The sequence below is a fragment of the Pseudomonas bharatica CSV86 genome (genome assembly GCF_000319305.2).
GTDB classification, from domain to species: Bacteria; Pseudomonadota; Gammaproteobacteria; order Pseudomonadales; family Pseudomonadaceae; genus Aquipseudomonas; species Aquipseudomonas bharatica.
The window spans coordinates 1,826,286-1,850,808 of record NZ_AMWJ02000002.1 but is presented as its reverse complement, the minus strand read 5'-3'; the positions used below and the strand labels follow the sequence as shown (position 1 = coordinate 1,850,808).

Genomic DNA, 24,523 nt, shown 5'->3' with positions numbered 1-24,523 from the left:
AATGCGGCATCCCCTCACAACGCAAGGCTGCAGACTATGGAATTGCAATGGTGGATCTGGCTGGTACTGGGCTTCGGCCTGATCCTGCTGGAACTGGTGCTGCCTACCTTCTTTATCATCTGGTTCGGCATCGGCGCGGTGGCCGTCGGGGTGATCGCCGGCCTGGTGCCGGGGCTGTCGCTGGCCAGCGAACTGGTGATCTGGGTGGTGCTCTCGTCGCTGACCGTGGGCCTCTGGTTCAAGGTGTTCAAGCCGCGCCGGGCCGACAGGCGCTGGACCGCCGACGAAGTGCTCGGCGAAGTCGGCCTGCTGACCACGGCGGTATCCGAGTTCCACAAGGGCCGCGTGCGCTTCCAGAAACCGATCCTGGGCAACGAGGAATGGACATGCGTCGCCAGCAGCGACATCGCTGCCGGCGAGCGGGTGCGCATCGTCGCCATCGAGGGCAATACCGTGCGGGTCGCCAGGGCCTGACAGGGTTCAAGGACATCATCAAGGAGCAAGAATCGACATGACCAGCCTGATCATCACCGCAACCATCGCCCTGTTCGTGCTCGTCACGGTGTTCAAGGGCGTGCGCATCGTGCCACAGGGCGAGGAATGGATCGTCGAGCGCCTGGGGCGCTACCACACCACCCTCAAGCCCGGCCTGAACATCCTCGTTCCGTACATGGACGTGGTCGCCTACCGCCTGCCGACCAAGGACATCATCCTCGACGTGCAGCAGCAGGAAATCATCACCCGCGACAACGCGGTGATCGTCGCCAACGCACTGTGCTTCGCCAAGGTGGTCGATCCACAGAAAGCCTCCTACGGCGTGGTGAACTACGCCTATGCCGTCACCAGCCTGACCATGACCTCGCTGCGGGCCATCGTCGGGGCCATGGACCTGGACGAAGCGCTGTCCAGCCGCGAGCAGATCAAGGCGCGGCTGCGCGAAGCGATGTCGGAGCAGACAGAAGACTGGGGCATCACCGTGCGCTCGGTGGAAATCCAGGACATCAAGCCGTCGCCAAGCATGCAGGCAGCGATGGAACGCCAGGCGGCCGCCGAACGTGAACGAAAGGCCGACGTGACCCGTGCCGAAGGTGCCAAGCAGGCGGCGATCCTCGAAGCCCAGGCCCGCCAGGAGTCGGCCAAGCTCGATGCCGCGGCCCAGGTCAACCTGGCGGAGGCTTCGGCCCAGGCCATCACCCTGGTGAAGAATGCCGTCGGCTCGGATGTGACCCCGGCCATGTACCTGCTGGGCGAGCGCTACATCAATGCCATGGAGAACCTGGCGGCAAGCGACAACGCCAAGATGGTGGTGCTGCCGGCGGATCTGCAGGAGGCTGTGCGAGGGATGCTCGGCCGGACCAAGTCCTGAGCCTCAATGGCCTCATCGCTGGCAAGCCAGCTCCCACAGGGTTTTGTGGTGCATGCAAGACCTGTGGGAGCTGGCTTGCCAGCGATAGGGCCCTCAAGATCCACACCAAAGTGCGGCACTTCATCGCACCCCGTTTTTTACTTCCCCCGGATCTTCTGGCTAAATAGCCATCATCCAAATCCAACCGGATCAACCCCATGCCCGCACACCGGCTTGCCCATGCCTGGATCGCCTGCTTCGCAGTGCTGTTCAATCTGCTGGCCATGCCGTTGTCCGCCTCCGCCGCCAGGGCACCCGCCGAGCAATTGTTGTGGGGCGCCTTCTGTTCCACCGGTGGCACCAAGCTGGTCGCCGTGTCCATCGGCCAGCTCGACCCCAGCCAGAGCAACGATGACCACGCCGCCATGCAGCATTGCTGGTGCTGCTCCGGCGCCGCCCCGGCCCTGGCCCTGCCCGGTACCCCAGCCCAGCTGACGCTACCCGAACATGCCGTGGCCAGCGCCCTCGATTCACGCCCTCCGGCCCAGCCAACGCCCCGCGAACGCTGGCCGTCGCTCAATCCCCGCGCCTCTCCTTCGGTCTGATTCACCTACGCTCTTTACGCGCACAATCTGAATCGACCGGAGATGTCCCATGTTCAAGAACGCCCTGCTGCTGGCCGCCCTGTTGCTGCCCGCAGGTTTTGTCAGCGCCCACGAATACAACGTCGGCAACCTGCATATCGCCCATCCGTGGTCCCTGGCGCTGCCGCCGAACGCGCCCAATGTCGCGGCCTATTTCGTCATCGACAACAAGGGTGCCGAGGCCGACCGCCTGCTCAGCGTCGATACGCCGGTGAGCGACCGTTCCGAACTGCATGAGCACGTGATGAACGGCGATGTGATGCGCATGCAGCAGGTACCGAACGTCGCCGTGCCGGCCCACGGCCAGGTGACCTTCAGCCCCAGCGCCTATCACGTCATGATCATGCAGCCCAAGGTTCGCAGCCTGCTGACCGACGGCAAGCGCTTCCCGCTGACCCTGCACTTCGAGAAGGCCGGCGACATCACCGTGGAAGTTGCGGTGCAGAAACAGCCACCGGAAGGGACCTCCGCGCACCAGCACTGATCGCTGATTACCGCTCGCCATGAGCCTCGCCCGTAGCGAACAGCACCGGCCACTGCGCCCTGGAAACAGGCGCGCGGGCTGGCTGAGCCTGTTCGCCATGCTGATGATCTTCGTCGGTCCGCTGGTTTCCCAGTCGATGCCGATGCAGCACGGCACGTCCATGCCCATGGAAATGGATATGGGCACGGGCATGCACATGGATGGCGGGCACCACGGCGACAACCACCACGGCGGCGATGCCTCGTTGCACGTGATGTGGGAGAAATGCGGCTATTGCAGCCTGTTCTTCCACTGCCCGGCCCTGCCGCAACAGCTCAGCCTGCTCAACAGCGAACCCCTCGCGACCGGCAATCGCCTGGTCGTCCAGCCGCGCCAGGGCCACCCGCGCCCGGCTTTCTTCCCCGGCGCCCGCAGCCGCGCGCCACCCGCCACATCGATCGCCTGACCACCGACAACAACGTGCTTCGCGGACGGCAGCCTGCCGTGCCCGTGTGCACCTTCATGACCGATCGATGTTGGAAAACCTATGTCCAGCTCCACCCCTGTCTATCGTTTGTCCCTGCGCGGGACCATCGCGCTGCTCTGCGGCAGCCTGCTCGCCCCGGTCGCCCTGGCTGCGGAAACCGGCCATGAGGGCCATGACCACGAGCCGGCCGAACTCGGCCCCACCGTCATCACCGCCGTGGCGCCCAGCTCGCCGCTGACCATCGTCACCAACCCAAAGGACCCGCGCCAGCCGGTACCGGCCAGCGATGGCGCCGATTACCTCAAGACCATCCCCGGCTTCTCGGCGATCCGCTCCGGCGGCACCAACGGCGACCCGGTGCTGCGCGGCATGTTCGGCTCGCGCCTGAACATCCTCACCAACGGCGGCGTGATGCTCGGTGCCTGCCCGAATCGCATGGACGCGCCGACCTCCTATATCTCCCCGGAAACCTACGATCGCCTGACCGTGATCAAGGGGCCGCAAACGGTGCAGTGGGGCCCGGGCGCATCGGCCGGGACCATCCTCTTCGAGCGAGAGCCGGAAAAGTTCGGTGAACTCGGCACCCGGGTCAACGCCAGCCTGCTGGCCGGCTCCAACGGGCGCTTCGACAAGGTGCTGGATGCGGCTGCAGGCGGCCAGGAAGGCTATGTACGCTTCGTCGGCAACCAGTCGCGCTCCGACGACTACGAGGACGGTCATGGCGACACCGTGCCGTCGAAGTGGGACAAGTGGAACGGCGATGTCGCCATCGGCTGGACCCCGGACAGCGACACCCTGCTCGAACTCACCGCCGGCCGCGGCGATGGTGAGGCCCGCTACGCCGGACGCGGCATGGATGGCTCGCAGTTCAAACGGGAGAGCCTCGGCCTGCGCTTCGAGAAGTCGAACATCGGCGAGGTCTTCGACAAGATCGAGGCCCAGGTCTACTACAACTACGCCGACCATGTGATGGACAACTACAGCCTGCGCACGCCGTCCGGCACCGGGATGATGGCCGGCCCGATGGCGGCCAACGTCGACCGCCGCACCCTGGGCGCACGGATCAAGGGCACCTGGCGCTGGGAGGACGTGACCCTGGTCAGCGGCATCGACGCGCAGACCAACGAGCACCGCCAGCGCAGCAGCATGGGGGTCAACACCTACGGCAACCTGCCCTGGACCAAGGACGCCGATTTCCACAACTACGGCGTGTTCGGCGAGCTGACCTGGGAGCTGAATAGCCAGGATCGCCTGGTCAGCGGTGCCCGCCTGGACCGCGCCTCGGCGAAGGACTTCCGCCAGCGCACCGGCTCGGGAATGATGAGCATGCCCAACCCGACCGCCGGCGATACCCGCGCCGATACCCTGCCCAGCGGATTCCTGCGCTACGAACATGACCTGGTCGATATTCCCGCCACCACCTATGTCGGCCTGGGGCATGCCCAGCGCTTCCCGGACTACTGGGAGCTGTTCTCGCCGACCTACGGCCCGACGGGTTCGGTCAATGCCTTCGATGCAATCAAGCCGGAGAAAACCACCCAGCTAGACTTCGGCATCCAGTACAAGACCGAGGTCCTCGAAGCCTGGGCCTCCGGCTACATCGGCCAGGTTCGCGATTACATCCTCTACGACTACAGCGGCGGCGCCAATGTCTCGCGTGCCGACAATATCGACGCGCGGATCATGGGCGGCGAGATGGGCGTGGCTTACCAGCTGACTTCCAACTGGAAGGCCGACGCCACCCTCGCCTACGCCTGGGGCAAGAACAGCAGCGACGGCTCGGCCCTGCCGCAGATGCCGCCCCTGGAAAGCCGCCTCGGCCTGACCTACAGCGAAAGCGCCTGGAGCGCCGGAGCCCTGTGGCGCCTGGTGTCGGCACAGAACCGGGTGTCGGAGAACCAGGGCAACATCGTCGGCAAGGACTTCGACAAGTCCGGCGGCTTTGGCGTGTTCTCGCTCAACGGTGCCTACCGCGTGAGCAAGAACCTCAAGCTCAGTGCCGGTGTCGACAACCTGTTCGACAAAGCCTATGCCGAGCACCTGAACCTGGCGGGCAACGCCGGCTTCGGCTACTCCGGCACGGAAACGGTGAACGAGCCGGGACGCACCTTCTGGACCAAGGTCGACCTGAGTTTCTGATCCAGCCCGGGCGCGGCCGCGTGCCGCGCCCCTCATTCGGGAGCGTTCCATGAGCAAGCCATCGTTTTCCTTCTACAACCTGGCGTGGCGCTGGCACTTCTATGCCGGCCTGTTCGTTGCGCCAGTGATGATCCTGCTGGCGGTCACCGGGATCATCTACCTGTTCAAGCCACAACTTGATCCGCTGATGTACCGCTCGCTGATGGTGGTCGAGGCCGGCCATCACCGGCATCCGGCCGATCACCTGCTGCAGCAGGTGCAGGCGGCCTACCCGGGCGGCCAGGTCAGCCAGTACCTGCCGGCACCCGCGGCCGACCGCAGCGCGCAGTTCGTGGTCAAGCGCGAAGGGCAGGAACTCAACGTGTTCGTCGATCCGTACAACGGCCGGGTACTTGGCGAGCAGGACGCCAAAAGCAACCTGCAGGCCGTGGCCCGGGCCCTGCACGGCGAACTGATGGTCGGCACCGTCGGCGACCGGGTAGTGGAACTGGCGGCCGGCTGGGGCATCGTCCTGGTGGTGTCCGGCCTTTACCTATGGTGGCCACGTGGCGGACGCTTCGCCGGGGTCTTCTGGCCGCGGATGAATGCCCGTGGACGGCTGCTGTGGCGCGACCTGCATGCGGTCAGCGGTTTCTGGGGCTCGCTGGTCCTGTTGCTGATGCTGCTCAGCGGCATGACCTGGACCGGGTTCTGGGGCAAGCAGTACGCCGACCTGTGGAACCGCTTTCCGGCGGCGATGTGGAATGACGTACCGAAATCCGACCAGGAAGCCCGCACGCTCAATACCGCTGCGCGGCAGACCGTGCCCTGGGCGGTGGAAAACACGCCGATGCCGCAGTCTGGTGGCGCCCATGCCGAACACCAGGGTCATATGCACCTGGACAGCGGCCCGGCGGCGCCCGAGGTCAGCCTGCAGAAGGTCGAGGACATCGCCACTGAACGCGGCGTCGAGCCGGGCTACAGCATCACCCTGCCAAGCACCGGCAGCGGCGTGTTCACCATTGCCGTGTTCGCCGACGACCCGCGCAACGATGCCACCCTGCATATCGACCAGTACACCGGCAAGGTCCTGGTGGATGTGCGCTGGCAGGACTACAGCACCGTCGCCCGGGCCACGGAGCTGGGGGTGATGCTGCATGAAGGGAAGATGTTCGGTTGGCTCAACCAGATGCTGATCCTGCTGATCTGCGTGATGGTCCTGCTCGGCTCGGTGAGCGGGCTGGTCATGTGGTGGAAGCGTCGGCCCGAAGGCGGCCTCGGTGTTCCGCCGCTGCGTCATGACCTGCCGCGCTGGAAGGTGGCGACGGTGGTGATGATCGTGCTGGGCGTAGCGTTCCCGCTGGTGGGGCTGTCGATGCTGGTGGTGTGGGGACTGGACCGGGTGTTCGGCAAGCGCCTGCTGGTGGCCAGGGCCAGCTCCCACAAGGCGTCCGCCTAAAGTCGAGTCATCTTGTCGCGGCTGCCCCGCAGGCTAGCGTGTTAGCCTAGCCGCCGCTTCACATACAAGAAGACTGCGATTTATGGAATGCACGCAATGAATCAAGACATTACAAAGGACGCGCAGGAACATCACCTGCAACGCAACCTGACCAATCGACACATCCAGTTGATTGCCATCGGCGGTGCCATCGGGACCGGTCTGTTCATGGGCTCGGGCAAGACCATCAGTCTGGCCGGACCTTCGATCATCTTCGTCTACATGATCATCGGCTTCATGCTGTTCTTCGTCATGCGGGCAATGGGCGAGCTGCTGCTGTCGAACCTCAACTACAAATCCTTCATCGACTTCTCCGCCGACCTGCTGGGCCCCTGGGCCGGGTATTTCACCGGCTGGACCTACTGGTTCTGCTGGGTCATCACCGGCATCGCCGATGTGATCGCCATCGCCTCCTACTCGCAGTTCTGGTTTCCCGACCTGCCGCAGTGGATACCGGCGATCCTCTGCGTCGGCGTGCTGCTGTCGCTGAACCTGATCACCGTGAAGCTGTTCGGCGAGATCGAGTTCTGGTTCGCGATGATCAAGATCGTTGCCATTCTCGGCCTGATCGGCACCGGCCTGTATATGGTGGTCAGCGGCTTCCAGTCGCCCAATGGCGATACCGCCAGCCTGGGCAACCTGTGGAACGACCAGGGCATGTTCCCCCACGGCCTGATGGGCTTCTTCGCCGGCTTCCAGATCGCCGTGTTCGCCTTCGTCGGCATCGAGCTGGTCGGCACCACCGCCGCCGAAGCCAAGGACCCGGAGCGCACCCTGCCCGGGCGATCAACTCGATCCCGCTGCGCATCATCATGTTCTACGTGTTCGCCCTGATCGCCATCATGGCCGTCACTCCGTGGCGCGACGTGGTGCCGAACAAGAGCCCGTTCGTCGAGCTGTTCGTCCTGGCCGGGCTGCCGGCCGCGGCGGCGGTGATCAACTTCGTGGTGCTGACCTCGGCCGCGTCCTCGGCCAACAGCGGCGTGTTCTCCACCAGCCGCATGCTCTTCGGCCTGGCCCAGGAAGGCGATGCACCGAAAGCCTTCGAGAAGCTGTCGAACCGTGACGTGCCGGCCAACGGCCTGTACTTCTCCTGCACCTGCCTGCTGCTGGGCGCGGCGTTGATGTACCTGATCCCCGACCTGGTCGAAGCCTTCACCCTGGTCACCACCGTATCGGCGGTGCTGTTCATGTTCGTCTGGTCGCTGATCCTGCTGTCCTGGCTGACCTACCGCAAACAGCGCGCAGCACTGCACGCGGCATCGAAATACAAGATGCCCGGCGGCCGCTTCATGTGCTGGGCATGCCTGGTGTTCTTCGCCTTCATCCTGGTGCTGCTGAGCTTCGAGACCGACACCCGCCAGGCACTGATGGTCACCCCGATCTGGTTCCTGATCCTCACCGTGACCTATCAGTTCGTCCGCAGCCGCCGCCACCCGCGCGGCCAGATCGACGCTCCCCGGGGTTGATCCTTCCCTTGCTGGCTATTGCGCACCATCTGGGCGCAACAGCCTGCACCGTGCCACCGCCTTGGGCTCCAGGGCGGTGCACCGCCAGCGCACAATCCGCCGAAACCCTTGTTCCAGAGCCTGTACACAATCCGGCATAGCCTTTGCTATCGCTCTATCCGCGCAGTCGCCATTTGCCTTACCGCCAATACGAACTCAACGGAGAGAGCACCCATGAAGCGTCGCAGTCTGATCAAGGCCTTTACCCTCAGCGCATCCATCGCCGCGATGGGCCTGAGCTGGAGCATCCAGGCCGCCGAGACCATCAAGGTCGGCATCCTGCATTCCCTGTCCGGGACCATGGCGATTTCCGAGACCTCGCTCAAGGACATGGCGCTGATGACCATCGAGCAGATCAACGCCAGGGCGGGGTGAACGGCAAACTGCTGGAGCCGGTGGTGGTGGACCCGGCGTCGAACTGGCCGCTGTTCGCCGAGAAAAGTCGCCAGCTGCTGACCCAGGACAAGGTCGCGGTGGTGTTCGGCTGCTGGACCTCGGTGTCGCGCAAGTCGGTGCTGCCGGTGTTCGAGGAGCTCAACGGCCTGCTGTTCTACCCGGTGCAGTATGAAGGCGAGGAAATGTCGCCGAACGTGTTCTACACCGGTGCGGCGCCGAACCAGCAGGCGATCCCGGCCGTTGAGTACCTGATGAGCGAGGAAGGCGGCGCGGCCAAGCGCTACTTCCTGCTCGGTACCGACTACGTCTATCCGCGCACCACCAACAAGATCCTGCGCGCCTTCCTGCATTCCAAGGGCGTGGCGGACAAGGACATCGAAGAGGTCTACACCCCGTTCGGCCACAGCGACTACCAGACCATCGTCGCCAACATCAAGAAATTCTCCGCCGGCGGCAAGACTGCGGTCATCTCCACGGTCAACGGCGACTCCAACGTGCCGTTCTACAAGGAACTGGCCAACCATGGCCTGAAGGCCACCGACGTACCGGTCGTGGCCTTCTCGGTGGGTGAAGAGGAGCTGCGCGGCATCGATACCAAGCCGCTGGTGGGTCACCTTGCCGCCTGGAACTACTTCGAGTCGGTGGACAACCCGGTCAATACCCAATTCGTTTCCGACTGGAAGGCCTACGCCAAGGCGAAGAACCTGCCGGGCGCCGACAAGGCGGTGACAAACGACCCGATGGAAGCTACCTACGTCGGCATCCACATGTGGGCGCAGGCCGTGGAGAAGGCCGGCAGCACCGATGTCGACAAGGTCCGCGAAGCCCTCGCCGGGCAGACCTTCAAGGCGCCGTCCGGCTTCACCCTGACCATGGACAAGACCAACCACCACCTGCACAAGCCGGTGATGATCGGCGAAATCCAGGATGACGGGCAGTTCAACGTGGTCTGGGAGACCGAGCAGCCACTGCGGGCGCAGCCGTGGAGTCCGTTCATCCAGGGCAATGACAAGCGGCCGGATTATGCCGTGAAGGGCAACTGATCCCCTGAGGTCCAATCGCTGGCAAGCCAGCTCCCACAAGGTCCTGCATGCACCGGACCTGTGGGAGCTGGCTTGCCAGCGATGAGGCCCGGAAGAACACCGCACCTCCCCCTACCAAAAAAGGGACCCCGCTCCATGCCCAAGGCCCTCTACCGACTCCTGCTTTCCCTGTGCCTGCTGCTGCCCTTGGCCGCGCACGCCAGCGAAGCCGAATACTTCGCCGCCGCCAAGCCCAACGACCAGGCCCGCCTGCTCCAGGAATGGGCAGCGCAACCCGATCCTGCCCGGCTGGCCCTGCTCACCTCCCTGCAGCAAGGCCGCATCAGCCCCGACGACAACCGCAAGCTGCGCCTGAACAATCGCCTGCGCGGCCTGGTGGACAACGCCCTGGCCAGCCATCAGTTGCTCAGCGGCGACCCGGCTACCCGCCTGCAGGCCGCGCAGCAGCTGCAAAAAACCGCGCAACCGGCCCAGGTCGCCTTCCTCGACCGCCAGTACGCCACGGAAAAGGACGACAGCGTCCACGCCGCTCTCGGCCTGGCCCTGGCCAACCTGCAACTGGCCGCCGCCGAGCCTTCGGTGCGCCTCGCCGCCGTGCGCCTGCTCGGCGAGACCGGCGACCCCATGGCCCGCACCCGCCTCGAAGCCCTGCTCGACCCGGCCGTGGAAAGTGACGCCGGAGTGCGCACCGCCGCGGAAACCAGCCTGGCCCAGGTCAAGCGCAAGCTGCTGGTCGGCGAGATCCTCGGCCAGGCCTTCAGCGGGCTGTCCCTTGGTTCGATCCTGCTCCTCGCGGCCCTTGGCCTGGCGATCACCTTCGGCCTGCTCGGCGTGATCAACATGGCCCACGGCGAGATGCTGATGCTCGGTGCCTACACCACCTATGTGGTGCAGATCATGGTCCAGCGCTATGCCCCCGGCGCGCTGGAGTTCTATCCGCTGCTGGCGCTGCCGGTGGCCTTCGCCGTCAGCGCCGGGGTCGGCATGGCCCTGGAACGCACGGTGATCCGCCATCTGTATGGCCGTCCACTGGAAACCCTGCTGGCGACCTGGGGCATCAGCCTGATCCTGATCCAGGCCATCCGCCTGGTCTTCGGCGCGCAGAACGTGGAAGTCGCCAACCCGGCCTGGCTGTCCGGCGGCATTCAGGTGCTGCCGAACCTGGTCCTGCCGTGGAGCCGCATCGTCATCATCGGCTTCGCCCTGTTCGTGGTGCTGCTGACCTGGTTGCTGCTCAACCGCACGCGCCTGGGCCTCAACGTGCGTGCCGTGACCCAGAACCGCAACATGGCAGCCTGCTGCGGCGTACCGACCGGGCGCGTCGATATGCTCGCCTTCGGCCTCGGCTCGGGCATCGCCGGCCTGGGTGGCGTGGCCCTGAGCCAGATCGGCAACGTCGGCCCTGACCTCGGCCAGAGCTACATCATCGACTCCTTCCTGGTGGTGGTACTCGGCGGCGTCGGGCAACTGGCCGGCAGCCTCTGGGCCGCGTTCGGCCTGGGCATCGCCAACAAGCTGCTGGAACCGCAGATCGGTGCGGTGCTCGGCAAGATCCTCATCCTTGCGCTGATCATTCTGTTCATTCAGAAACGCCCGCAAGGCCTGTTCGCCCTCAAGGGACGGGTAATCGACTGATGAACCAGCCTCTGCTTGTCACCGCCACGCAAAAAGCCGGACCGAAACTGTCCCTGGCCATCGGCGCCGTCGTCCTGCTGGTACTGGTCGCGTTGCCGCTGCTTTCGCTGCTGCCGGACGGCCACGCCCTGCAGGTCTCGGCCTACACCTTGACCCTCGTGGGCAAGATCCTCTGCTACGCCATCGTCGCCCTGGCCCTGGACCTGGTCTGGGGCTACGCCGGGCTGCTGTCCCTCGGCCACGGCCTGTTCTTCGCCCTCGGCGGCTACGCCATGGGCATGTACCTGATGCGCGAAGCCGCCGGCGACGGGCTGCCGGCGTTCATGAGCTTCCTGTCGTGGAGCGAGCTGCCCTGGTACTGGGCCGGCACCCAGCACTTCGCCTGGGCCATGTGCCTGGTGGTGCTGGCACCCGGGCTGCTGGCCCTGGTGTTCGGCTACTTCGCCTTCCGCTCGCGGATCAAGGGCGTGTACTTCTCGATCATGACCCAGGCCCTGACCTTCGCCGGGATGCTCCTGTTCTTCCGCAACGAGACCGGCTTCGGCGGCAACAACGGTTTCACCAACTTCCGTACCCTGCTCGGCTTCGATATCACCGCGCAGGGCACCCGGGCGGTGCTGTTCCTGCTTACCGTGGCGCTGCTGGTCGCCAGCCTCTACCTGGGCTGGCGCCTGGCCCGGAGCAAGTTCGGGCGGGTGCTGACCGCCCTGCGCGACGCCGAAAACCGCCTGATGTTCTGCGGCTACGATCCGCGCGGCTTCAAGCTGTTCATCTGGGTGCTGAGCGCCGTGCTTTGCGGCCTGGCCGGTGCGTTGTACGTGCCGCAGGTGGGCATCATCAACCCGAGCGAAATGTCGCCGACCAACTCCATCGAAGCGGCCGTATGGGTCGCGCTCGGCGGACGCGGCACCCTGATCGGCCCGCTGCTCGGCGCCGGCCTGGTCAATGGCATGAAGAGCTGGTTCACCGTGGCGTTTCCGGAATTCTGGCTGTTCTTCCTGGGTGCGCTGTTCATCCTGGTCACCCTGTACCTGCCCAAGGGCGTGGTCGGCCTGTTGAAGAAAAGGGGCGAACAATGAGATTCCCGTCGATCCATCCCGAATTCATGCTGGAGCCGATCATTGACGAAGGCAGCGGCCGCGACGCCATCGGCCTTGGCCAGGTGGTTTCGCCGGGCCTCGATGCCCGCCATGGCACGGTACTGACCCTGGAAGACATCAACGTCAGCTTCGACGGTTTCAAGGCCATCAACGGCCTCAACCTGTACATCGGCGTCGGTGAGCTGCGCTGCATCATCGGCCCCAATGGCGCCGGCAAGACCACCATGATGGACGTGATCACCGGCAAGACCCGCCCCACCAGCGGCAAGGCCTGGTTCGGCGACACCCTCGACCTGACCCGCATGAGCGAAGTGCAGATCGCCCAGGCCGGGATCGGCCGCAAGTTCCAGAAGCCCACGGTATTCGAGGCGCTGACGGTGTTCGAGAACCTGGAGCTGGCACAGAAGACCGACAAGTCGGTATGGGCCTGCCTCGGCGCGCGGCTCAGCGGCGAGCAGCGCACGCGGATCGACGAGGTGCTGGCCACCATTCGCCTGGAGCCTTCGCGCAATCGCCCGGCGGGGCTGCTGTCCCACGGGCAGAAGCAGTTCCTCGAGATCGGCATGCTGCTGATGCAGGACCCGCAATTGCTGCTGCTCGATGAGCCGGTGGCCGGCATGACCGACGCCGAGACCGAGTTCACCGCCGAACTGTTCAAGAGCCTTGCCGGCAAGCACTCGCTGATGGTGGTGGAGCACGACATGGGCTTCGTCGGCAGCATCGCCGACCACGTCACCGTGCTGCACCAGGGCAGTGTGCTGGCGGAAGGGTCGCTGGCACAGGTGCAGGCGGATGATCGGGTGATCGAGGTTTATCTAGGGCGGTGACCGGCTTTGGACCGAGTTGCCCCCAATCGCTGGCAAGCCAGCTCCCACAGGGTCCTGCATGCACCGGACCTGTGGGAGCTGGCTTGTCGGACCGCCGAACCGCAGCGATGGGTTCCACACAGTTCCCAAGGAATAACACATGCTGAAAATCGATTCCCTGCACCAGTACTACGGCGGCAGCCATATCCTGCGCGGCCTGTCGTTCGAGGCCAAGGTCGGTGAAGTCACCTGCCTGCTCGGGCGCAACGGCGTGGGCAAGACCACCCTGCTGCGCTGCCTGATGGGCCTGGTGCCGGCCCGCGACGGCAGCGTCAGCTGGGAAGGCCAGGCTATCACCCAGCTCAAGCCGCACCAGCGGGTCCAGGCCGGGATCGCCTACGTGCCCCAGGGCCGCGAGATCTTCCCGCGCCTCACCGTCGAGGAAAACCTGCTGATGGGCCTGTCGCGCTTCGGCGCCAGCGAGGCGAAGAAAGTGCCCGAGTTCATTTATGAGCTGTTCCCGGTGCTGCTGCAGATGAAACACCGGCGCGGCGGCGACCTCTCCGGCGGCCAGCAGCAACAGTTGGCCATCGGCCGGGCGCTGGCCAGTCGTCCGCGGCTGTTGATCCTCGACGAACCCACCGAAGGCATCCAGCCCTCGGTGATCAAGGAAATCGGCGCGGTGATCAGCAAACTGGCGGCCCGCGGCGACATGGCGATCCTGCTGGTGGAGCAGTTCTACGACTTCGCCGCCGAGCTGGCCGACCAGTACCTGGTGATGTCGCGGGGCGAGATCGTCCAGCAGGGCCGTGGCGAAAACATGGAAGCCGAAGGTGTGCGCGGGCTGGTAACCATTTAATCTGGCGCCCTGCCCTACCCTGTGGACAACTGCCATGCCTCACACCTTCCGCGACGCCAGCCCCGCCGATTTGCCGGGTATCCGCGCCATCTACAACGACGCCGTGCTCAACACCACGGCGATCTGGAACGAACAGCCGGTGGACCTGGCGAACCGGCAGGCCTGGTTCGACGGGCGACAGGCGCAGGGATACCCGGTCATCGTCGCCGTGGACGACGCGGGAGAAGTTGCTGGCTACGCCTCGTTCGGCGATTGGCGGCCTTTCGAAGGGTTCCGGCATACCGTGGAACATTCGGTGTATATCCGCGCCGACCAGCGTGGGCACGGATTGGGGCCGACGTTGATGGAAGCCCTGATCGAGCGGGCGCGCCAGTGTGGCAAGCATGTGATGGTGGCGGCGATCGAGAGCGGCAATGCTGCTTCGATCCGGCTGCATGAGCGGCTGGGATTCCGGGTGACCGGCGAGATGCCGCAGGTGGGGGTGAAGTTCGGGCGGTGGCTGGATCTGACCTTTATGCAGTTGGTGTTGAATCCGGGGGCTTTGCCGCCCAATTGATGGTGTTCTTCAGGGCCTCATCGCTGCGGTGCGGCGATCCGACAAGCCAGCTCCCACAGGGACCGCGTGCACCGCTGAACCTGTGGGAGCTGGCTTGCCAGCGATGAGGCCCGAAAGATCACTGCACGAACCGCCCCAGACGCTGGCGCAACATGACGTTCTCGCTGCGCAGTTGCTGCACTTCCTCCAGCAGCTCCAGCGCCAGCGCAACGCCTTCCCATTCCAGTTCCAGCTCCGCGTGCAACCGCGCGGCGCGCTTGGCCAGAACCGGCGAGCGGTCGTCGAACAGCCATTCCTCAGGCGTTCGCCCCGATGGTTCAACGATGCCGTGTTCGACGATTTGCATCACGCAATCGGCCGTAAGGTCGGCCTCCTGGCAAAAGGTACGCATGTCCAGCTGAACGATCAGGGTGCTACTCATGGTCACTTACTCCATTGAGTTCGCGGGTTGAACCCGGCCTTCTCCGACAGTTTGTTCCACAGTTCACGGGTGGCGGCATCCGATTGCGCCGGCATCACCACCTTGAGCTGCGCGTAAAGGTCGCCGCGCTGGCCCTGCTTGTTGGCCAGGCCCATGCCCTTGATCCGCAGGCGCTGGCCGCTTTGGCTGTCCGGGCGGATGGTGAGGTTGACCTTGCCGGTGAGGGTCGGCATTTCCACCTTGGTGCCCAGAGCCGCTTCCCACGGCGCCAGGGGCACGGTGATGATCAGGTCATGACCTTCGACATCGAACAGCGGGTGAGGTGCGAAGCGGATGACCAGGTACAGGTCGCCATTCGCCCCGCCTCCAACACCCGGCGCGCCCTGGCCCTTGAGGCGGATGCGCTCGCCGTCGGTCACCCCGGCGGGGATCTTGACGTTGAGGGTCTTGGTGGTGTCGCCGGTGCGCTGGCCCATGGCGTTGTACTGGGGCACCTGGAAGCTGATCTTCTTCGATTCGTTGGCCAGGGTTTCCTCAAGGAACACTGCAAGTTCCATTTCCACGTCCTGACCTCGCCGACCGCTGCTGCGCTGCTGTTGACCACGGCCGAACGGATTGCCGTTGCCACGACCGGCCGATCCGAAGATCGAGCTGAAGAAATCCGAGAAATCGCCACCACCGAAGCCACCGCCACCGGCGCCGCCACGGCTTTCCCAGCCGGGCGGGGCCTGGAACGGCCGGCCATGCTGGCCGCCGTACTTGCGGATCTCATCGTATTCGGCGCGCTTGTCCGGGCTGCCGAGCACTTCGTAGGCCTCGTTGGCCTCCTTGAACTTCTCTTCGGCGTCACGCTCTTTGCTGACGTCCGGGTGATACTTGCGGGCCAGCTTGCGGTAGGCGGTCTTGATCGCCTTGTCGTCCGCCGTCGGCTCGACGCCCAGTATCTTGTAATAGTCTTTGAAATCCATCGAAGGAATCACCGTCGGTTAAATGCACTGCCTCTGAAGATTGGGGTCAAGCATAGCCTTTCAAGGTGCCCGGGGTGTTGTCGCGCGGCAGATAATCGGTCTTGATTCTGTGCGCAACTGGCATACACTGCGCGGCCGTTTTTCCCCCGGAACCGTTTCCATGAATCACGCATCCCCGGCCCGTGCCTGTGGTATCGACTTCGGCACGTCAAACTCCACCGTCGGCTGGCATCGTCCCGGCGAAGAGACGCTGATCGTTCTCGAGGACGGCAAGATCACCCTGCCTTCGGTGGTGTTCTTCAATATCGAGGAACGCCGCCCGGTCTATGGTCGCCTGGCCCTGCACGAATACCTGGAAGGCTACGAGGGTCGTCTTATGCGATCGCTGAAGAGCCTGCTCGGTTCAAAGCTGATCAAGCATGACACCAGCGTGCTGGGCACTGCCCTGCCGTTCAAGGACCTGCTGGGGATGTTCATCGGCGAGCTGAAAAAGCGCGCCGAAGCCAATGCCGGCCGCGCGTTCGAGCAGGTGGTGCTGGGCCGTCCGGTACATTTCGTCGATGACGACCAGGCTGCAGACCAGGAGGCCGAGGACACCCTGGCCGAAGTGGCACGCAAGATCGGCTTCAAGGACGTGTCCTTCCAGTACGAGCCCATCGCGGCGGCCTACGACTACGAGTCGGGGATCGAGCGCGAGGAACTGGTGCTGATCGTCGACATCGGCGGTGGTACCTCGGACTTTTCCTTGATTCGCCTGGCCCCCGAGCGTCATATGCTCGACGATCGCCACGACGACATCCTCGCCACCGGCGGCGTGCACATCGGCGGTACCGACTTCGACAAGCAGCTCAGCCTGCAAGGCGTGATGCCGCTGTTCGGCTATGGCAGCCGGATGAAAAGCCAGGCGCTGATGCCCACCAGCTACCACCTCAACCTGGCCACCTGGCACACCATCAACTCGGTGTACTCGCAGAAATCGCAACTGGCCTTGGGCAGCATGCGCTATGACATCGAGGACACCCTGGGCATCGATCGCCTGTTCAAGCTGATCGACCAGCGCGCCGGGCACTGGCTGGCAATGGAAGTGGAAGCGACCAAGATCGAGCTGACCCATGCCGACAATCGCTTGGTGGACCTGAGCCGGATCGAGAAGGACCTGCACGTGGACCTGACCCGGGCACTGTTCGAAGCATCGATCGACAACCTGCTGGAGCGCGTACGCGGCAGCGTCGACGAGCTGCTGCTCAAGGCCGGCGTGAGCGTGGGCCAGGTGGACACGGTGTTCTTCACCGGCGGTTCCAGCGGCATCCCGGCACTGCGCCAGAGCGTGGCGGCGATGCTGCCGAACGCGCGGCATGTGGAAGGCAACATCTTCGGCAGCATCGGCAGCGGGCTGGCGATCGAGGCGCGCAAGCGCTACGGCGCCTGACTCGAGGGCCTCATCGCTGGCAAGCCAGCTCCCACAGGCTGTGGGAGCTGGCTTGCCAGCGATAGGGCCGGGTCAGTCAGCACAAGGCTTCAGACCAGCTCCACCCGCTTCAACTCACTCTTCAGGTAGGCATAGTAGATCGGCCCCGCCACCACCCCGGGCAGCCCGAACGCCGCCTCGAACACCAGCATCGCCAGCAGCAGCTCCCACGACTTGGCACTGATCTGCCCGCCGACGATCCGCGCGTTGAGGAAGTACTCGACCTTGTGGATGACGATCAGGTAGCCCAGCGCCGCCACCGCCACCCATACCGACAGCGACAGGCCGACGATGGTGATCAGGGTGTTGGACATCAGGTTGCCGATCACCGGCAGCAGGCCAAGCAGAAAGGTCAGCACGATCAGGGTCTTGGTCAGCGGCAGATGCACGCCGAACAGTGGCAGCACCACGGCAAGGAACACCCCGGTGAATGCCGTGTTGAGCAGGGAAATCTTGATCTGCGCGAAGACGATGTTGCGAAACGCCTGCACCAGCAGCGCCAGGCGCTCGAACAGCGCCGCCGCCAGCGGTTTGCGCCGGGAGATATCGGGAATCCGCTGCAAGGCAACGATGGCGCCGAGAATCATGCCGATCAGCAGGGTGACGAACATATGCGCCGCCCCCTTGCCCACCAGTTGCAGTTCGCCCAGGTGAGTCTTGAGCCAGTCGCCGATGGCGACCTTGAACTCTGCGGCGCTCGCCGGCAGATAGGCGTCGATGAACGGCGGCAACTGGCCGCGAGCCTGGTCTACCAGGAGCATGAAGCGGTCCAGGGAGGCCCCGGGGTTTTCCGCCTCGTGCAAAAGGAAGCTGATGGCCCCGGCGAAGATCAGCGTAAGGGTGCTGACTACCAAGGTGCCAAGCAGGGCCACCGCCAGCCAGCGCGCACGCGGCCCGGCGATCACGTGCTGGAGCTTGGGCGTGAGCATGTTGACCAGCTCGAACACCAGCAATCCGGCCAGCAGGCTCGGCAATAACTTGAGTGGCAATACCAGCAGCAAGCCGGTGAATATGATGATCCAACTGGCCAGCACGACCTGACGCTGGGTAAAAGTCATACAACCTCAGACAGCCGAAGACGACAAAGGCGGCAGTCTGCCAGCCTTCTGTGAACAGGCATAGGGGGTGGGCGACGGCGAGCAGCGCGCCATTGCTCCAGAGCAATGGCGCGCGGGCGGGTCAGGTCATTTCTTTTTCAGGCAGTCGCTCATGTAGGTCTTGCGCTCATCGCCCTTGAGCGCCTTGGCGGTGGCGTCAGCGTTGCAGGTCTTCATCTTTTCCTGCTGGGTCGCAGGGGCCTTGGCCTTGAGGCAGTCGCTCATGAACGCCTTGCGTTCATCGCCCTTGAGCGCCTTGGCGGTCGCGTCGGCGTTGCAGGTCTTCATCTTTTCCTGTTGGGCGGTAGCGGCGAAGCCCTGTGACGCCATGAGCAGGCCCAGCAACAGCAACGGCACACGCAACATCTTCATGGTGACTCTCCTGATCGCCGCGATGGAGGCGCGGCCGTCAGTGGAGTTTAGACAAGATTTTTTACATCTCTCGCCAGGCCTAGCAGCCCGCCGCCTTGAGCCGCGCGGCGTGCTCAAGGAACAGCTTCACCGGCTGTGCGCCCTTGCCCACCGCACCGAGGGACTGGTTGACGATGTCCAGGTGGTCGAGGGGATAGTCGTCGCCGATCACCTGCCCCAGATGTGAACTGAAGCGCCCGACCATGCCGTCGCACTGCCCTCGCTCACGTACGAAAGTGCGTGAGAACAGGCGGCAGAAACGGTTGCTGCCATCCAGGCGGTTCAACCCGCGATCGGTGATGCCTGGCTTGAGTACCCCGGACCAGGAGTAATAGCGCACACCATTGACCTCGGCCGCGCCTTCTCCGCCCCAGGTATCCGGCAAGCCCTGTGGATAAAGCTGGTTGAAACGGGCGACGCCGCTGGACGTCAGGGACAGGTGCGAGGCATGCACGTCGATGGGCAACCTGGGGCCCTTCCAGCCGGTTTCCAGGACGCCCATCAAGCAGGCCAGGCCATGCAGCACGGCCTTGAGCACGCGTCCTCGCGGCGAATCGCCCGGGTACTCGCGCTCGATATGGTCGGCCAGTTCCGAGCCATGGTTGGGCCCGGCGATGGAGGTCACCGAGGCCACCCACTCCGGGCGTTTCGCCGCGACATAGCGAGCAGTCAGGGCGCCCTGGCTGTGGCCGAGCAGATTGACCTTGTCCACCCCGGTACGCTGGCGCAGGTCCTCGATGATTCGCAGCAACTGCTCGCCGCGCACCTCGGTGCTGTGCAGCGGCGACACCTGGACCGGGTAAACCTGCGCCCCACCGCGGCGCAAGGCCCTGACGATGCCGAACCAGTACGGATACAGCAGCAGGCGAACGAAGCCGAGCATGCCCGGCACCAGCACCAGGGGATAACGCGTGGCGAGCGCTTGCGACATGACGGCTCCCGGTTCGTGAAGTGATCGGCCAACCCTACAGGCGAAACGATGGCAATCGCAATCGAACTCCCGTCGCCGCTTGCGGTTCCAAACCGATATCGGCCCACGACGGCCCACCACGAGGATGCACGACCATGTACAAGCACGCCCTGGCAGCACTTCTGGCAAGCGCCACCCTGATCGGTTGCAGCAGCAATCCGGAAAATCCGGTGGATCACGTCACCTACCGTGACCAGCCGCTGGTCAAGCAAGTGGAAAACGGCATGACCATGCAGAAGGTCATCGCTATCGGCGGCAGCCCGTCCACGGTCATCGACCTGCCCAACGGCGGTACCTGCAATAACTACATCCTCAACAAGGAAGGCCATCAACAGCCCTACTACGTGCGCTTCGACGCCACCGGGCATGTCGACGACAAGGGCTTCAAAACCTGCGAACAACGCGAACAAGACCGACGCGAAGGCCGCGGCTGATAAAACTTTTGCCGCTTCGCCGTACTCGTACCTGATGTAGCGACCGCGCCCCCAGAGCGCGGCGCGCCCGTTTTCCAGCCTGGAGAAAATCATGAGCACCGTAGAACTGACCGATGTCCAAACCCTTCGCGAACGCGCCCGCCAGCATGTGGAGCAAGGCGCCGTGACCGAGGGCTACACCGCCGACCGCCAGACCATCCTGCGCCTGCTGAACGAAGCGCTGGCCACCGAGTGGGTCTGCACCTTGCGCTACAAGCGCCACTACTACATGGCCAGCGGGATCAAGGCGAGCGTCGCGGCGGCGGAGTTCCTGGAGCATGCCAACCAGGAGCAGGAGCATGCCGACAAGCTGGCCGAGCGCATCGTGCAACTGGGCGGCGAGCCGGACCTGAACCCGGACAACCTGAGCAAGAATTCCCATGCCCAGTACGTGGCGGGAACCACCCTGAAGGAAATGGTGTTGGAGGACCTGGTGGCCGAGCGGATCGCCATCGACAGCTACCGTGAGATCGTGCGCTTCATTGGCGACAGCGATCCGACTACGCGGCGCATCTTCGAGGACATCCTGGCTCAGGAAGAAGAGCATGCGGATGACATGGCGGACCTGCTGCAAGGCCTCTGATTCTCTATTGCCCTTGAGGGCCTCATCGCTGGCAAGCCAGCTCCCACAGGTACTTGAGCTGCGCCCCGGATGTTGGACAAAAAATCCAACACCGGGGTGTTTTGCATGACCAAGTATTCAAAGCAGTTCAAGTTGTCCGCCATCGAAGCCTTCCTCAAGCGAGGCCGAGGTTTCCGTCATGTGGCGAACCAGTTCCAGATAGATCCCACCTTGCTTCGCCGTTGGGTCGTGGCCTATCAGCAACACGGCAGGTCCAGCCTTGAGCGTCGCCATCAGCGCCACAGCGCCGAATTCAAGATTACGGTGCTTCACCGCATGCTAAATGACCGTCTTTCTCAGCGCGCCGCCGCAGCGTTGTTCAACCTAGGTAACTCTAGTCAGCTGGGCAGATGGCTGCGCCAGTATTACAGTGACGGGCTCGCAAACCAGCTTTCTGTAGAAAAGAGTTCAACCCGCACCATGCCTAAGCCTTCCGCCAAGTCCTCCAAGCCTGCAGCCGTGCGTAACGAGGACCTCTCGCCCAAAGAGTTACTAGAGAAAGTTCGCATGCTTGAAGCGGAGAACGCCTACCTAAAAAAGCTCGAGGAGTTAGAGGAGGCGAAGCTCAGGCAGATCCGGGCAGCAAGGAAAAAGCCCAGCTGATTACCGCGCTGCGCCGACAGTTCAGGCTGAAATACCTGCTGATCGCTGCTGGTTTGCCTCGTAGCACTTACTACACCTACTTCGGGGACGAGGGCGCCGAGGATAAGTACGCTCCACTGAAACAGGCGATGCGGGGCATTCAGGAGCACCACAGGGGCCGGTATGGTTATCGTCGCATGACCGCTGCGCTGCGCCAGAAAGGGCACGTGATCAACGGCAAGAAAGTGCGCCGCCTCATGGGCGAGTTGGACCTCAAGTGCACGGTACGACCGAAGAAATACAAGTCGTACAGAGGGCTGATGGACGAAGCATCGCCGAACACCATGAACCGGGAGTTCGCTGCTGATCAGCCGAATCAGAAATGGGTGACAGACGTTACCGAGTTCAAGGTGGCTGGAGAAAAGCTTTATCTGTCGCCAGTTCTGGACTTGTACAACGGGGAGATCGTGGCCTATCAAACGGATACTCGGCCGCGTTACACCCTGGTGGGAACGATGCTTGAACGAGCGCTGGAGAAGCTGCCGGCTGACAGTAAGCCGATGCTGCACTCAGATCAGGGATGGCATTATCGCTATCCGGATTACCGCCAGCGCTTGAAAGAAGCGGGCTTGGAACAGAGCATGTCGCGCAAGGGCAACTGCCTGGACAATGCGGCGATGGAAAGCTTTTTCGGCACGCTGAAGTCGGAGTATTTCTACCGCGAGAAATTTGAGAGCATCGAGCAATTACGCGCTGGGATTGATGATTACATCCGCTACTACAACCACGAACGTATCAAGATGAAGCTCGGCGGCCTGAGCCCTGTAGCGTACAGAGCACAAGCCGCATAGCTTTAGACAAAAGTGTCCAACATCCGGGGCGCAGCTCAACTGCATACACCGGACCTGTGGGAGCTGGCTTGCCAGCGATAGGGCCCTCGGTTACTTCACCGTCTTGGGCGCTTTCCCGGCCCGCATCTGCTCCAGCAACGGCGTGCAACGGTTCGGCTCATCGCCACTGCTCGGAGCGATCAGCGCCAGCAACCCGGCCGCCGGACCCGCCGCCACGCCCAGCGCCACCATTCCTGCCCCGCGCAAGGCCAGCGGCACGGCCTGTACGCCTGCCGACGGATTGGCGAACGAACCGCGTACGTACAACGGCGAACGCAGCGAAAACAGGCGCAGGCCCTTGGATTCCGGATTGATCTTCAGGTCCAGTTGCTCGGTGGCGAAGTTGGCCGTGCCGGTGACGTAGATCACCGCGTTCTCGGTGTCGAATACGAACAGCCGGGTAGTCGCCAGGCCGTTCTTGATCCCCACATCGGTAGCGGCGCAATTGATCTTGACTTCGTTATCACCGAACAGCTTGCCAACCACGTAGTTGCCAACGTTAAGGCCGGCAATCTCCATCAGGCTGCGGCTCACCGCACCGTCGTTGATCAGCAGTTTCAGATCGCCGTTTGCGGTACCCAGCAGGGCTGCCACCGAATTGCCGCGACCACTGATATCGGCATCGCCATTCAATGCACCGAAGCTGGTCTTCATGGGTTCGAAGGTCGGGAACAGTTGCTTGAGCTTGAGATCCCGCGCGGTCAATTTCGCCCGGCCCTGCATGGGCGTGGTGCGTCCGTCGAGGCGCACCTGCATCGCCAGCTTGCCACCGGCAACACCGAACGACAGCGGCTCCAGGCGCAACAGGCCGTCGTCGAGGATTACATGGGTGTCGAGGTCGGTGAACGGCAGTTCCTCGGTCTGCACGATGCGCTTGCCGGTGAAGGCCACGTCGGCATCCATCGTCCGCCAGCGCTCGGTGCGGAATTCCTCGACCGGCAGCACCTTGTCACCCGGCTGCTTCGCCGCGCCGCCACGGGCTTTCTGCTGGGCGTTGGAATCGGCACCGATCAACGGCGCGAGATCCTTGAACAGCAGTTGATTCGACACCAGCTTGCCACTGAGCTTGGGCCGCGGCTGGCTGGAAACGAAGGCCAGATCACCATGGATGTCGCTGTCGCCGATCTTGCCATTGAAGCCTTCATAGCGGAACAGCGCTCCGCCCGGCTCGTGCAGCTTGGCAATCAGGTGCCCGTCGGTCTGGTACGGCGGGGTGTCCGGCAGGGTCACGCCGGTCAACGGATAGAGATTGGCGAGGCTGGCGCCGGAGAGCTTCAGGCGGAGATCGAGCGCCCCGAGATTACGTGGATCGGTCAGGGTACCGGCCACGATAGCGCGGGTTTTGCCGATGCTGACGTCCACCTGCACCGGGAACGGCTGGGTCGCATCCTGCAGGGCCAGCAGGCCGCCGATCTTGCCTTCGCCGGTCAACGCCTCGCCCTTGTAGGTGCCCTTGGCCTTGAAACCGAAGGCGTAGTCCTGGGCATTGCCGTGCTCCTTGGCGGTCTTCTCGGCGGCGCTTTTGCCGACGATGTCGCCGAACGGGATCGGCTTGCCCAAGGGATCGACCTGCACCTGGACATTGGTCTTCAAGGTGGCGTCATCGAAGGCCACCTGGCCCTTGTCGAAACCGATGGCACCGATATCCAGCACCCAACTGGATGGCTCGGCGTTTTCATCCTTGGGCCCGAAATCGAAGGTCCAGTTGGCCCGGCCATCAGCCAGGCGCTTGAGGCTGGCGGTGGGCAGCTTGAGGTCGATGCGCGGAATGACGATGCGCTGCGCCAGCAGCGGTAGCGGCGAGAGACGGAAATCCACCTGCTGCAGACCGACCATCTGCGGCTCCTTGAGCCACTCCGGGTTGCCCAGGGTCAGGTCCTGGGCAGTGAATTGCGGCCACGGCACCCAGGCCCGCCAGCCGCCCTCCTCGGGCTGGCGGCGCCAGTGCACGGAGAGATCGCCATTGATAGCGAAGGGCCTGTGCAAGGCCTCCGAGACCTTTTCGTTGAGAAACGGCTTGACCCGGTTCCAGTTGAAAGTGGCGATGAAGATCACCAGCAGCACCAGGATCAGCGCAAGGCTGGCCAGGATCCAGGTGGCGATTTTGGCGGGGCGCGTCATTGCACGGTTCTCCTGTGACAGCAAGGCAGGGGTGCGTGAACC

Annotated in this window: 22 protein-coding genes and 2 pseudogenes; 18 read left to right on the top strand and 6 right to left on the bottom strand. The window is 63.9% G+C overall.

What is annotated here, in order from left to right; genetic code table 11:
- The first annotated feature begins 36 nt into the window (after positions 1–36).
- The 14 genes and pseudogenes from CSV86_RS22380 to CSV86_RS22315 all read left to right on the top strand — a co-directional run bounded on the left by CSV86_RS22380 (position 37) and on the right by CSV86_RS22315 (position 14,458).
- Positions 37–474 carry an NfeD family protein gene (locus CSV86_RS22380; protein WP_009394299.1) on the top strand — a complete coding sequence of 146 codons (438 nt, stop codon included), beginning with the start codon at positions 37–39 and terminating at the stop codon, positions 472–474.
- A 37-nt stretch (positions 475–511) separates the two neighbouring features.
- On the top strand, positions 512–1,366 hold the full coding sequence (locus tag CSV86_RS22375; protein ID WP_009394300.1) for an SPFH domain-containing protein: 855 nt from the start codon (positions 512–514) through the stop codon (positions 1,364–1,366).
- A gap of 197 nt (positions 1,367–1,563) precedes the next feature.
- Positions 1,564–1,950 (top strand): DUF2946 domain-containing protein, encoded by a 387-nt coding sequence (locus CSV86_RS22370; protein ID WP_009394303.1) that lies wholly within the window; start codon positions 1,564–1,566, stop codon positions 1,948–1,950.
- A gap of 49 nt (positions 1,951–1,999) precedes the next feature.
- Positions 2,000–2,473 (top strand): copper chaperone PCu(A)C, encoded by a 474-nt coding sequence (locus CSV86_RS22365; RefSeq protein WP_009394305.1) that lies wholly within the window; start codon positions 2,000–2,002, stop codon positions 2,471–2,473.
- A 19-nt stretch (positions 2,474–2,492) separates the two neighbouring features.
- Positions 2,493–2,918, top strand: coding sequence for a DUF2946 domain-containing protein (locus CSV86_RS22360; RefSeq protein ID WP_009394306.1), 426 nt, complete (start codon positions 2,493–2,495; stop codon positions 2,916–2,918).
- Between the two features lie 81 nt (positions 2,919–2,999).
- Complete coding sequence (locus tag CSV86_RS22355) at positions 3,000–5,078, top strand: TonB-dependent copper receptor (protein ID WP_009394307.1); 2,079 nt, start codon at positions 3,000–3,002, stop codon at positions 5,076–5,078.
- 49 nt (positions 5,079–5,127) lie between these two features.
- A complete protein-coding gene (locus CSV86_RS22350; RefSeq protein ID WP_009394309.1) occupies positions 5,128–6,516 on the top strand; it encodes a PepSY-associated TM helix domain-containing protein in 1,389 nt (462 codons plus the stop codon).
- Between the two features lie 96 nt (positions 6,517–6,612).
- Positions 6,613–8,024: pseudogene (cycA, locus tag CSV86_RS22345) on the top strand (D-serine/D-alanine/glycine transporter).
- A 213-nt stretch (positions 8,025–8,237) separates the two neighbouring features.
- Positions 8,238–9,502 (top strand): annotated as a pseudogene (gene urtA / locus CSV86_RS22340) (urea ABC transporter substrate-binding protein).
- Positions 9,503–9,637: 135 nt separating this feature from the next.
- Positions 9,638–11,137: an urea ABC transporter permease subunit UrtB gene (gene urtB / locus CSV86_RS22335; protein ID WP_009394313.1), complete on the top strand. Its 1,500-nt coding sequence runs from the start codon at positions 9,638–9,640 to the stop codon at positions 11,135–11,137.
- On the top strand, positions 11,137–12,216 hold the full coding sequence (gene urtC / locus CSV86_RS22330) for an urea ABC transporter permease subunit UrtC (RefSeq protein ID WP_009394314.1): 1,080 nt from the start codon (positions 11,137–11,139) through the stop codon (positions 12,214–12,216). Before urtB ends, urtC begins: the two co-directional genes overlap by 1 nt.
- Positions 12,213–13,064, top strand: a complete 852-nt coding sequence (gene urtD, locus CSV86_RS22325; RefSeq protein WP_009394315.1) for an urea ABC transporter ATP-binding protein UrtD — start codon at positions 12,213–12,215, stop codon at positions 13,062–13,064. The genes urtC and urtD overlap by 4 nt, the downstream gene beginning before the upstream one ends.
- A 139-nt stretch (positions 13,065–13,203) precedes the next feature.
- Positions 13,204–13,902 (top strand): urea ABC transporter ATP-binding subunit UrtE, encoded by a 699-nt coding sequence (gene urtE / locus CSV86_RS22320; protein WP_009394316.1) that lies wholly within the window; start codon positions 13,204–13,206, stop codon positions 13,900–13,902.
- A 34-nt stretch (positions 13,903–13,936) separates the two neighbouring features.
- Positions 13,937–14,458 carry a GNAT family N-acetyltransferase gene (locus CSV86_RS22315; protein WP_009394318.1) on the top strand — a complete coding sequence of 174 codons (522 nt, stop codon included), beginning with the start codon at positions 13,937–13,939 and terminating at the stop codon, positions 14,456–14,458.
- Between the two features lie 118 nt (positions 14,459–14,576).
- On the opposite strand, the gene CSV86_RS22310 is transcribed toward CSV86_RS22315, so the two are convergent.
- Both CSV86_RS22310 and cbpA read right to left on the bottom strand, forming a co-directional pair.
- Positions 14,577–14,879: a chaperone modulator CbpM gene (locus CSV86_RS22310; protein ID WP_009394319.1), complete on the bottom strand. Its 303-nt coding sequence runs from the start codon at positions 14,877–14,879 to the stop codon at positions 14,577–14,579.
- Positions 14,880–14,881: 2 nt separating this feature from the next.
- Positions 14,882–15,847: a curved DNA-binding protein gene (gene cbpA, locus CSV86_RS22305; protein ID WP_009394320.1), complete on the bottom strand. Its 966-nt coding sequence runs from the start codon at positions 15,845–15,847 to the stop codon at positions 14,882–14,884.
- 160 nt (positions 15,848–16,007) lie between these two features.
- On the opposite strand from cbpA, the gene CSV86_RS22300 reads away from it, so the two are divergent.
- On the top strand, positions 16,008–17,276 hold the full coding sequence (locus CSV86_RS22300; protein WP_009394321.1) for an Hsp70 family protein: 1,269 nt from the start codon (positions 16,008–16,010) through the stop codon (positions 17,274–17,276).
- Between the two features lie 89 nt (positions 17,277–17,365).
- On the opposite strand, the gene CSV86_RS22295 is transcribed toward CSV86_RS22300, so the two are convergent.
- The 3 genes from CSV86_RS22295 to CSV86_RS22285 all read right to left on the bottom strand — a co-directional run bounded on the left by CSV86_RS22295 (position 17,366) and on the right by CSV86_RS22285 (position 19,754).
- Positions 17,366–18,373 (bottom strand): AI-2E family transporter, encoded by a 1,008-nt coding sequence (locus CSV86_RS22295; protein WP_009394322.1) that lies wholly within the window; start codon positions 18,371–18,373, stop codon positions 17,366–17,368.
- A gap of 126 nt (positions 18,374–18,499) precedes the next feature.
- Complete coding sequence (locus tag CSV86_RS22290) at positions 18,500–18,784, bottom strand: PsiF family protein (RefSeq protein WP_009394323.1); 285 nt, start codon at positions 18,782–18,784, stop codon at positions 18,500–18,502.
- A gap of 79 nt (positions 18,785–18,863) precedes the next feature.
- Positions 18,864–19,754, bottom strand: a complete 891-nt coding sequence (locus CSV86_RS22285; protein ID WP_009394324.1) for an esterase/lipase family protein — start codon at positions 19,752–19,754, stop codon at positions 18,864–18,866.
- Between the two features lie 134 nt (positions 19,755–19,888).
- On the opposite strand from CSV86_RS22285, the gene osmE reads away from it, so the two are divergent.
- The 3 genes from osmE (at position 19,889) to CSV86_RS22270 (ending at position 22,321) form a co-directional block, all read left to right on the top strand.
- The gene (gene osmE, locus CSV86_RS22280; protein WP_009394326.1) at positions 19,889–20,227 is read left to right on the top strand and encodes an osmotically-inducible lipoprotein OsmE; all 339 of its coding nucleotides are present in this window, start codon (positions 19,889–19,891) and stop codon (positions 20,225–20,227) included.
- A gap of 91 nt (positions 20,228–20,318) precedes the next feature.
- Positions 20,319–20,849, top strand: a complete 531-nt coding sequence (locus tag CSV86_RS22275; protein WP_009394328.1) for a ferritin-like domain-containing protein — start codon at positions 20,319–20,321, stop codon at positions 20,847–20,849.
- A gap of 105 nt (positions 20,850–20,954) precedes the next feature.
- A protein-coding gene (locus CSV86_RS22270; RefSeq protein ID WP_085982835.1) for an IS3 family transposase occupies positions 20,955–22,321 on the top strand; the annotation gives its coding sequence in 2 pieces (ribosomal slippage) (positions 20,955–21,420 and positions 21,420–22,321; 1,368 coding nt in all).
- 90 nt (positions 22,322–22,411) lie between these two features.
- Here CSV86_RS22270 and CSV86_RS22265 read toward each other — a convergent pair.
- A complete protein-coding gene (locus CSV86_RS22265; RefSeq protein WP_009395316.1) occupies positions 22,412–24,481 on the bottom strand; it encodes an AsmA family protein in 2,070 nt (689 codons plus the stop codon).
- Positions 24,482–24,523 lie beyond the last annotated feature (42 nt).

What these genes read in the sequence shown, in the direction of transcription:
- CSV86_RS22295 (WP_009394322.1), bottom strand. Translation starts at nt 18,373, where the DNA reads ATGACTTTTACCCAGCGTCAGGTCGTGCTGGCCAGTTGGATCATCATA.
- urtE (WP_009394316.1), top strand. Translation starts at nt 13,204, where the DNA reads ATGCTGAAAATCGATTCCCTGCACCAGTACTACGGCGGCAGCCATATC.
- CSV86_RS22365 (WP_009394305.1), top strand. Translation starts at nt 2,000, where the DNA reads ATGTTCAAGAACGCCCTGCTGCTGGCCGCCCTGTTGCTGCCCGCAGGT.
- CSV86_RS22375 (WP_009394300.1), top strand. Translation starts at nt 512, where the DNA reads ATGACCAGCCTGATCATCACCGCAACCATCGCCCTGTTCGTGCTCGTC.
- osmE (WP_009394326.1), top strand. Translation starts at nt 19,889, where the DNA reads ATGTACAAGCACGCCCTGGCAGCACTTCTGGCAAGCGCCACCCTGATC.
- urtD (WP_009394315.1), top strand. Translation starts at nt 12,213, where the DNA reads ATGAGATTCCCGTCGATCCATCCCGAATTCATGCTGGAGCCGATCATT.
- CSV86_RS22350 (WP_009394309.1), top strand. Translation starts at nt 5,128, where the DNA reads ATGAGCAAGCCATCGTTTTCCTTCTACAACCTGGCGTGGCGCTGGCAC.
- CSV86_RS22355 (WP_009394307.1), top strand. Translation starts at nt 3,000, where the DNA reads ATGTCCAGCTCCACCCCTGTCTATCGTTTGTCCCTGCGCGGGACCATC.
- CSV86_RS22285 (WP_009394324.1), bottom strand. Translation starts at nt 19,754, where the DNA reads ATGTCGCAAGCGCTCGCCACGCGTTATCCCCTGGTGCTGGTGCCGGGC.
- CSV86_RS22265 (WP_009395316.1), bottom strand. Translation starts at nt 24,481, where the DNA reads ATGACGCGCCCCGCCAAAATCGCCACCTGGATCCTGGCCAGCCTTGCG.
- CSV86_RS22360 (WP_009394306.1), top strand. Translation starts at nt 2,493, where the DNA reads ATGAGCCTCGCCCGTAGCGAACAGCACCGGCCACTGCGCCCTGGAAAC.
- urtB (WP_009394313.1), top strand. Translation starts at nt 9,638, where the DNA reads ATGCCCAAGGCCCTCTACCGACTCCTGCTTTCCCTGTGCCTGCTGCTG.
- CSV86_RS22315 (WP_009394318.1), top strand. Translation starts at nt 13,937, where the DNA reads ATGCCTCACACCTTCCGCGACGCCAGCCCCGCCGATTTGCCGGGTATC.
- CSV86_RS22310 (WP_009394319.1), bottom strand. Translation starts at nt 14,879, where the DNA reads ATGAGTAGCACCCTGATCGTTCAGCTGGACATGCGTACCTTTTGCCAG.
- CSV86_RS22370 (WP_009394303.1), top strand. Translation starts at nt 1,564, where the DNA reads ATGCCCGCACACCGGCTTGCCCATGCCTGGATCGCCTGCTTCGCAGTG.
- CSV86_RS22275 (WP_009394328.1), top strand. Translation starts at nt 20,319, where the DNA reads ATGAGCACCGTAGAACTGACCGATGTCCAAACCCTTCGCGAACGCGCC.
- cbpA (WP_009394320.1), bottom strand. Translation starts at nt 15,847, where the DNA reads ATGGATTTCAAAGACTATTACAAGATACTGGGCGTCGAGCCGACGGCG.
- CSV86_RS22290 (WP_009394323.1), bottom strand. Translation starts at nt 18,784, where the DNA reads ATGAAGATGTTGCGTGTGCCGTTGCTGTTGCTGGGCCTGCTCATGGCG.
- CSV86_RS22380 (WP_009394299.1), top strand. Translation starts at nt 37, where the DNA reads ATGGAATTGCAATGGTGGATCTGGCTGGTACTGGGCTTCGGCCTGATC.
- urtC (WP_009394314.1), top strand. Translation starts at nt 11,137, where the DNA reads ATGAACCAGCCTCTGCTTGTCACCGCCACGCAAAAAGCCGGACCGAAA.
- CSV86_RS22300 (WP_009394321.1), top strand. Translation starts at nt 16,008, where the DNA reads ATGAATCACGCATCCCCGGCCCGTGCCTGTGGTATCGACTTCGGCACG.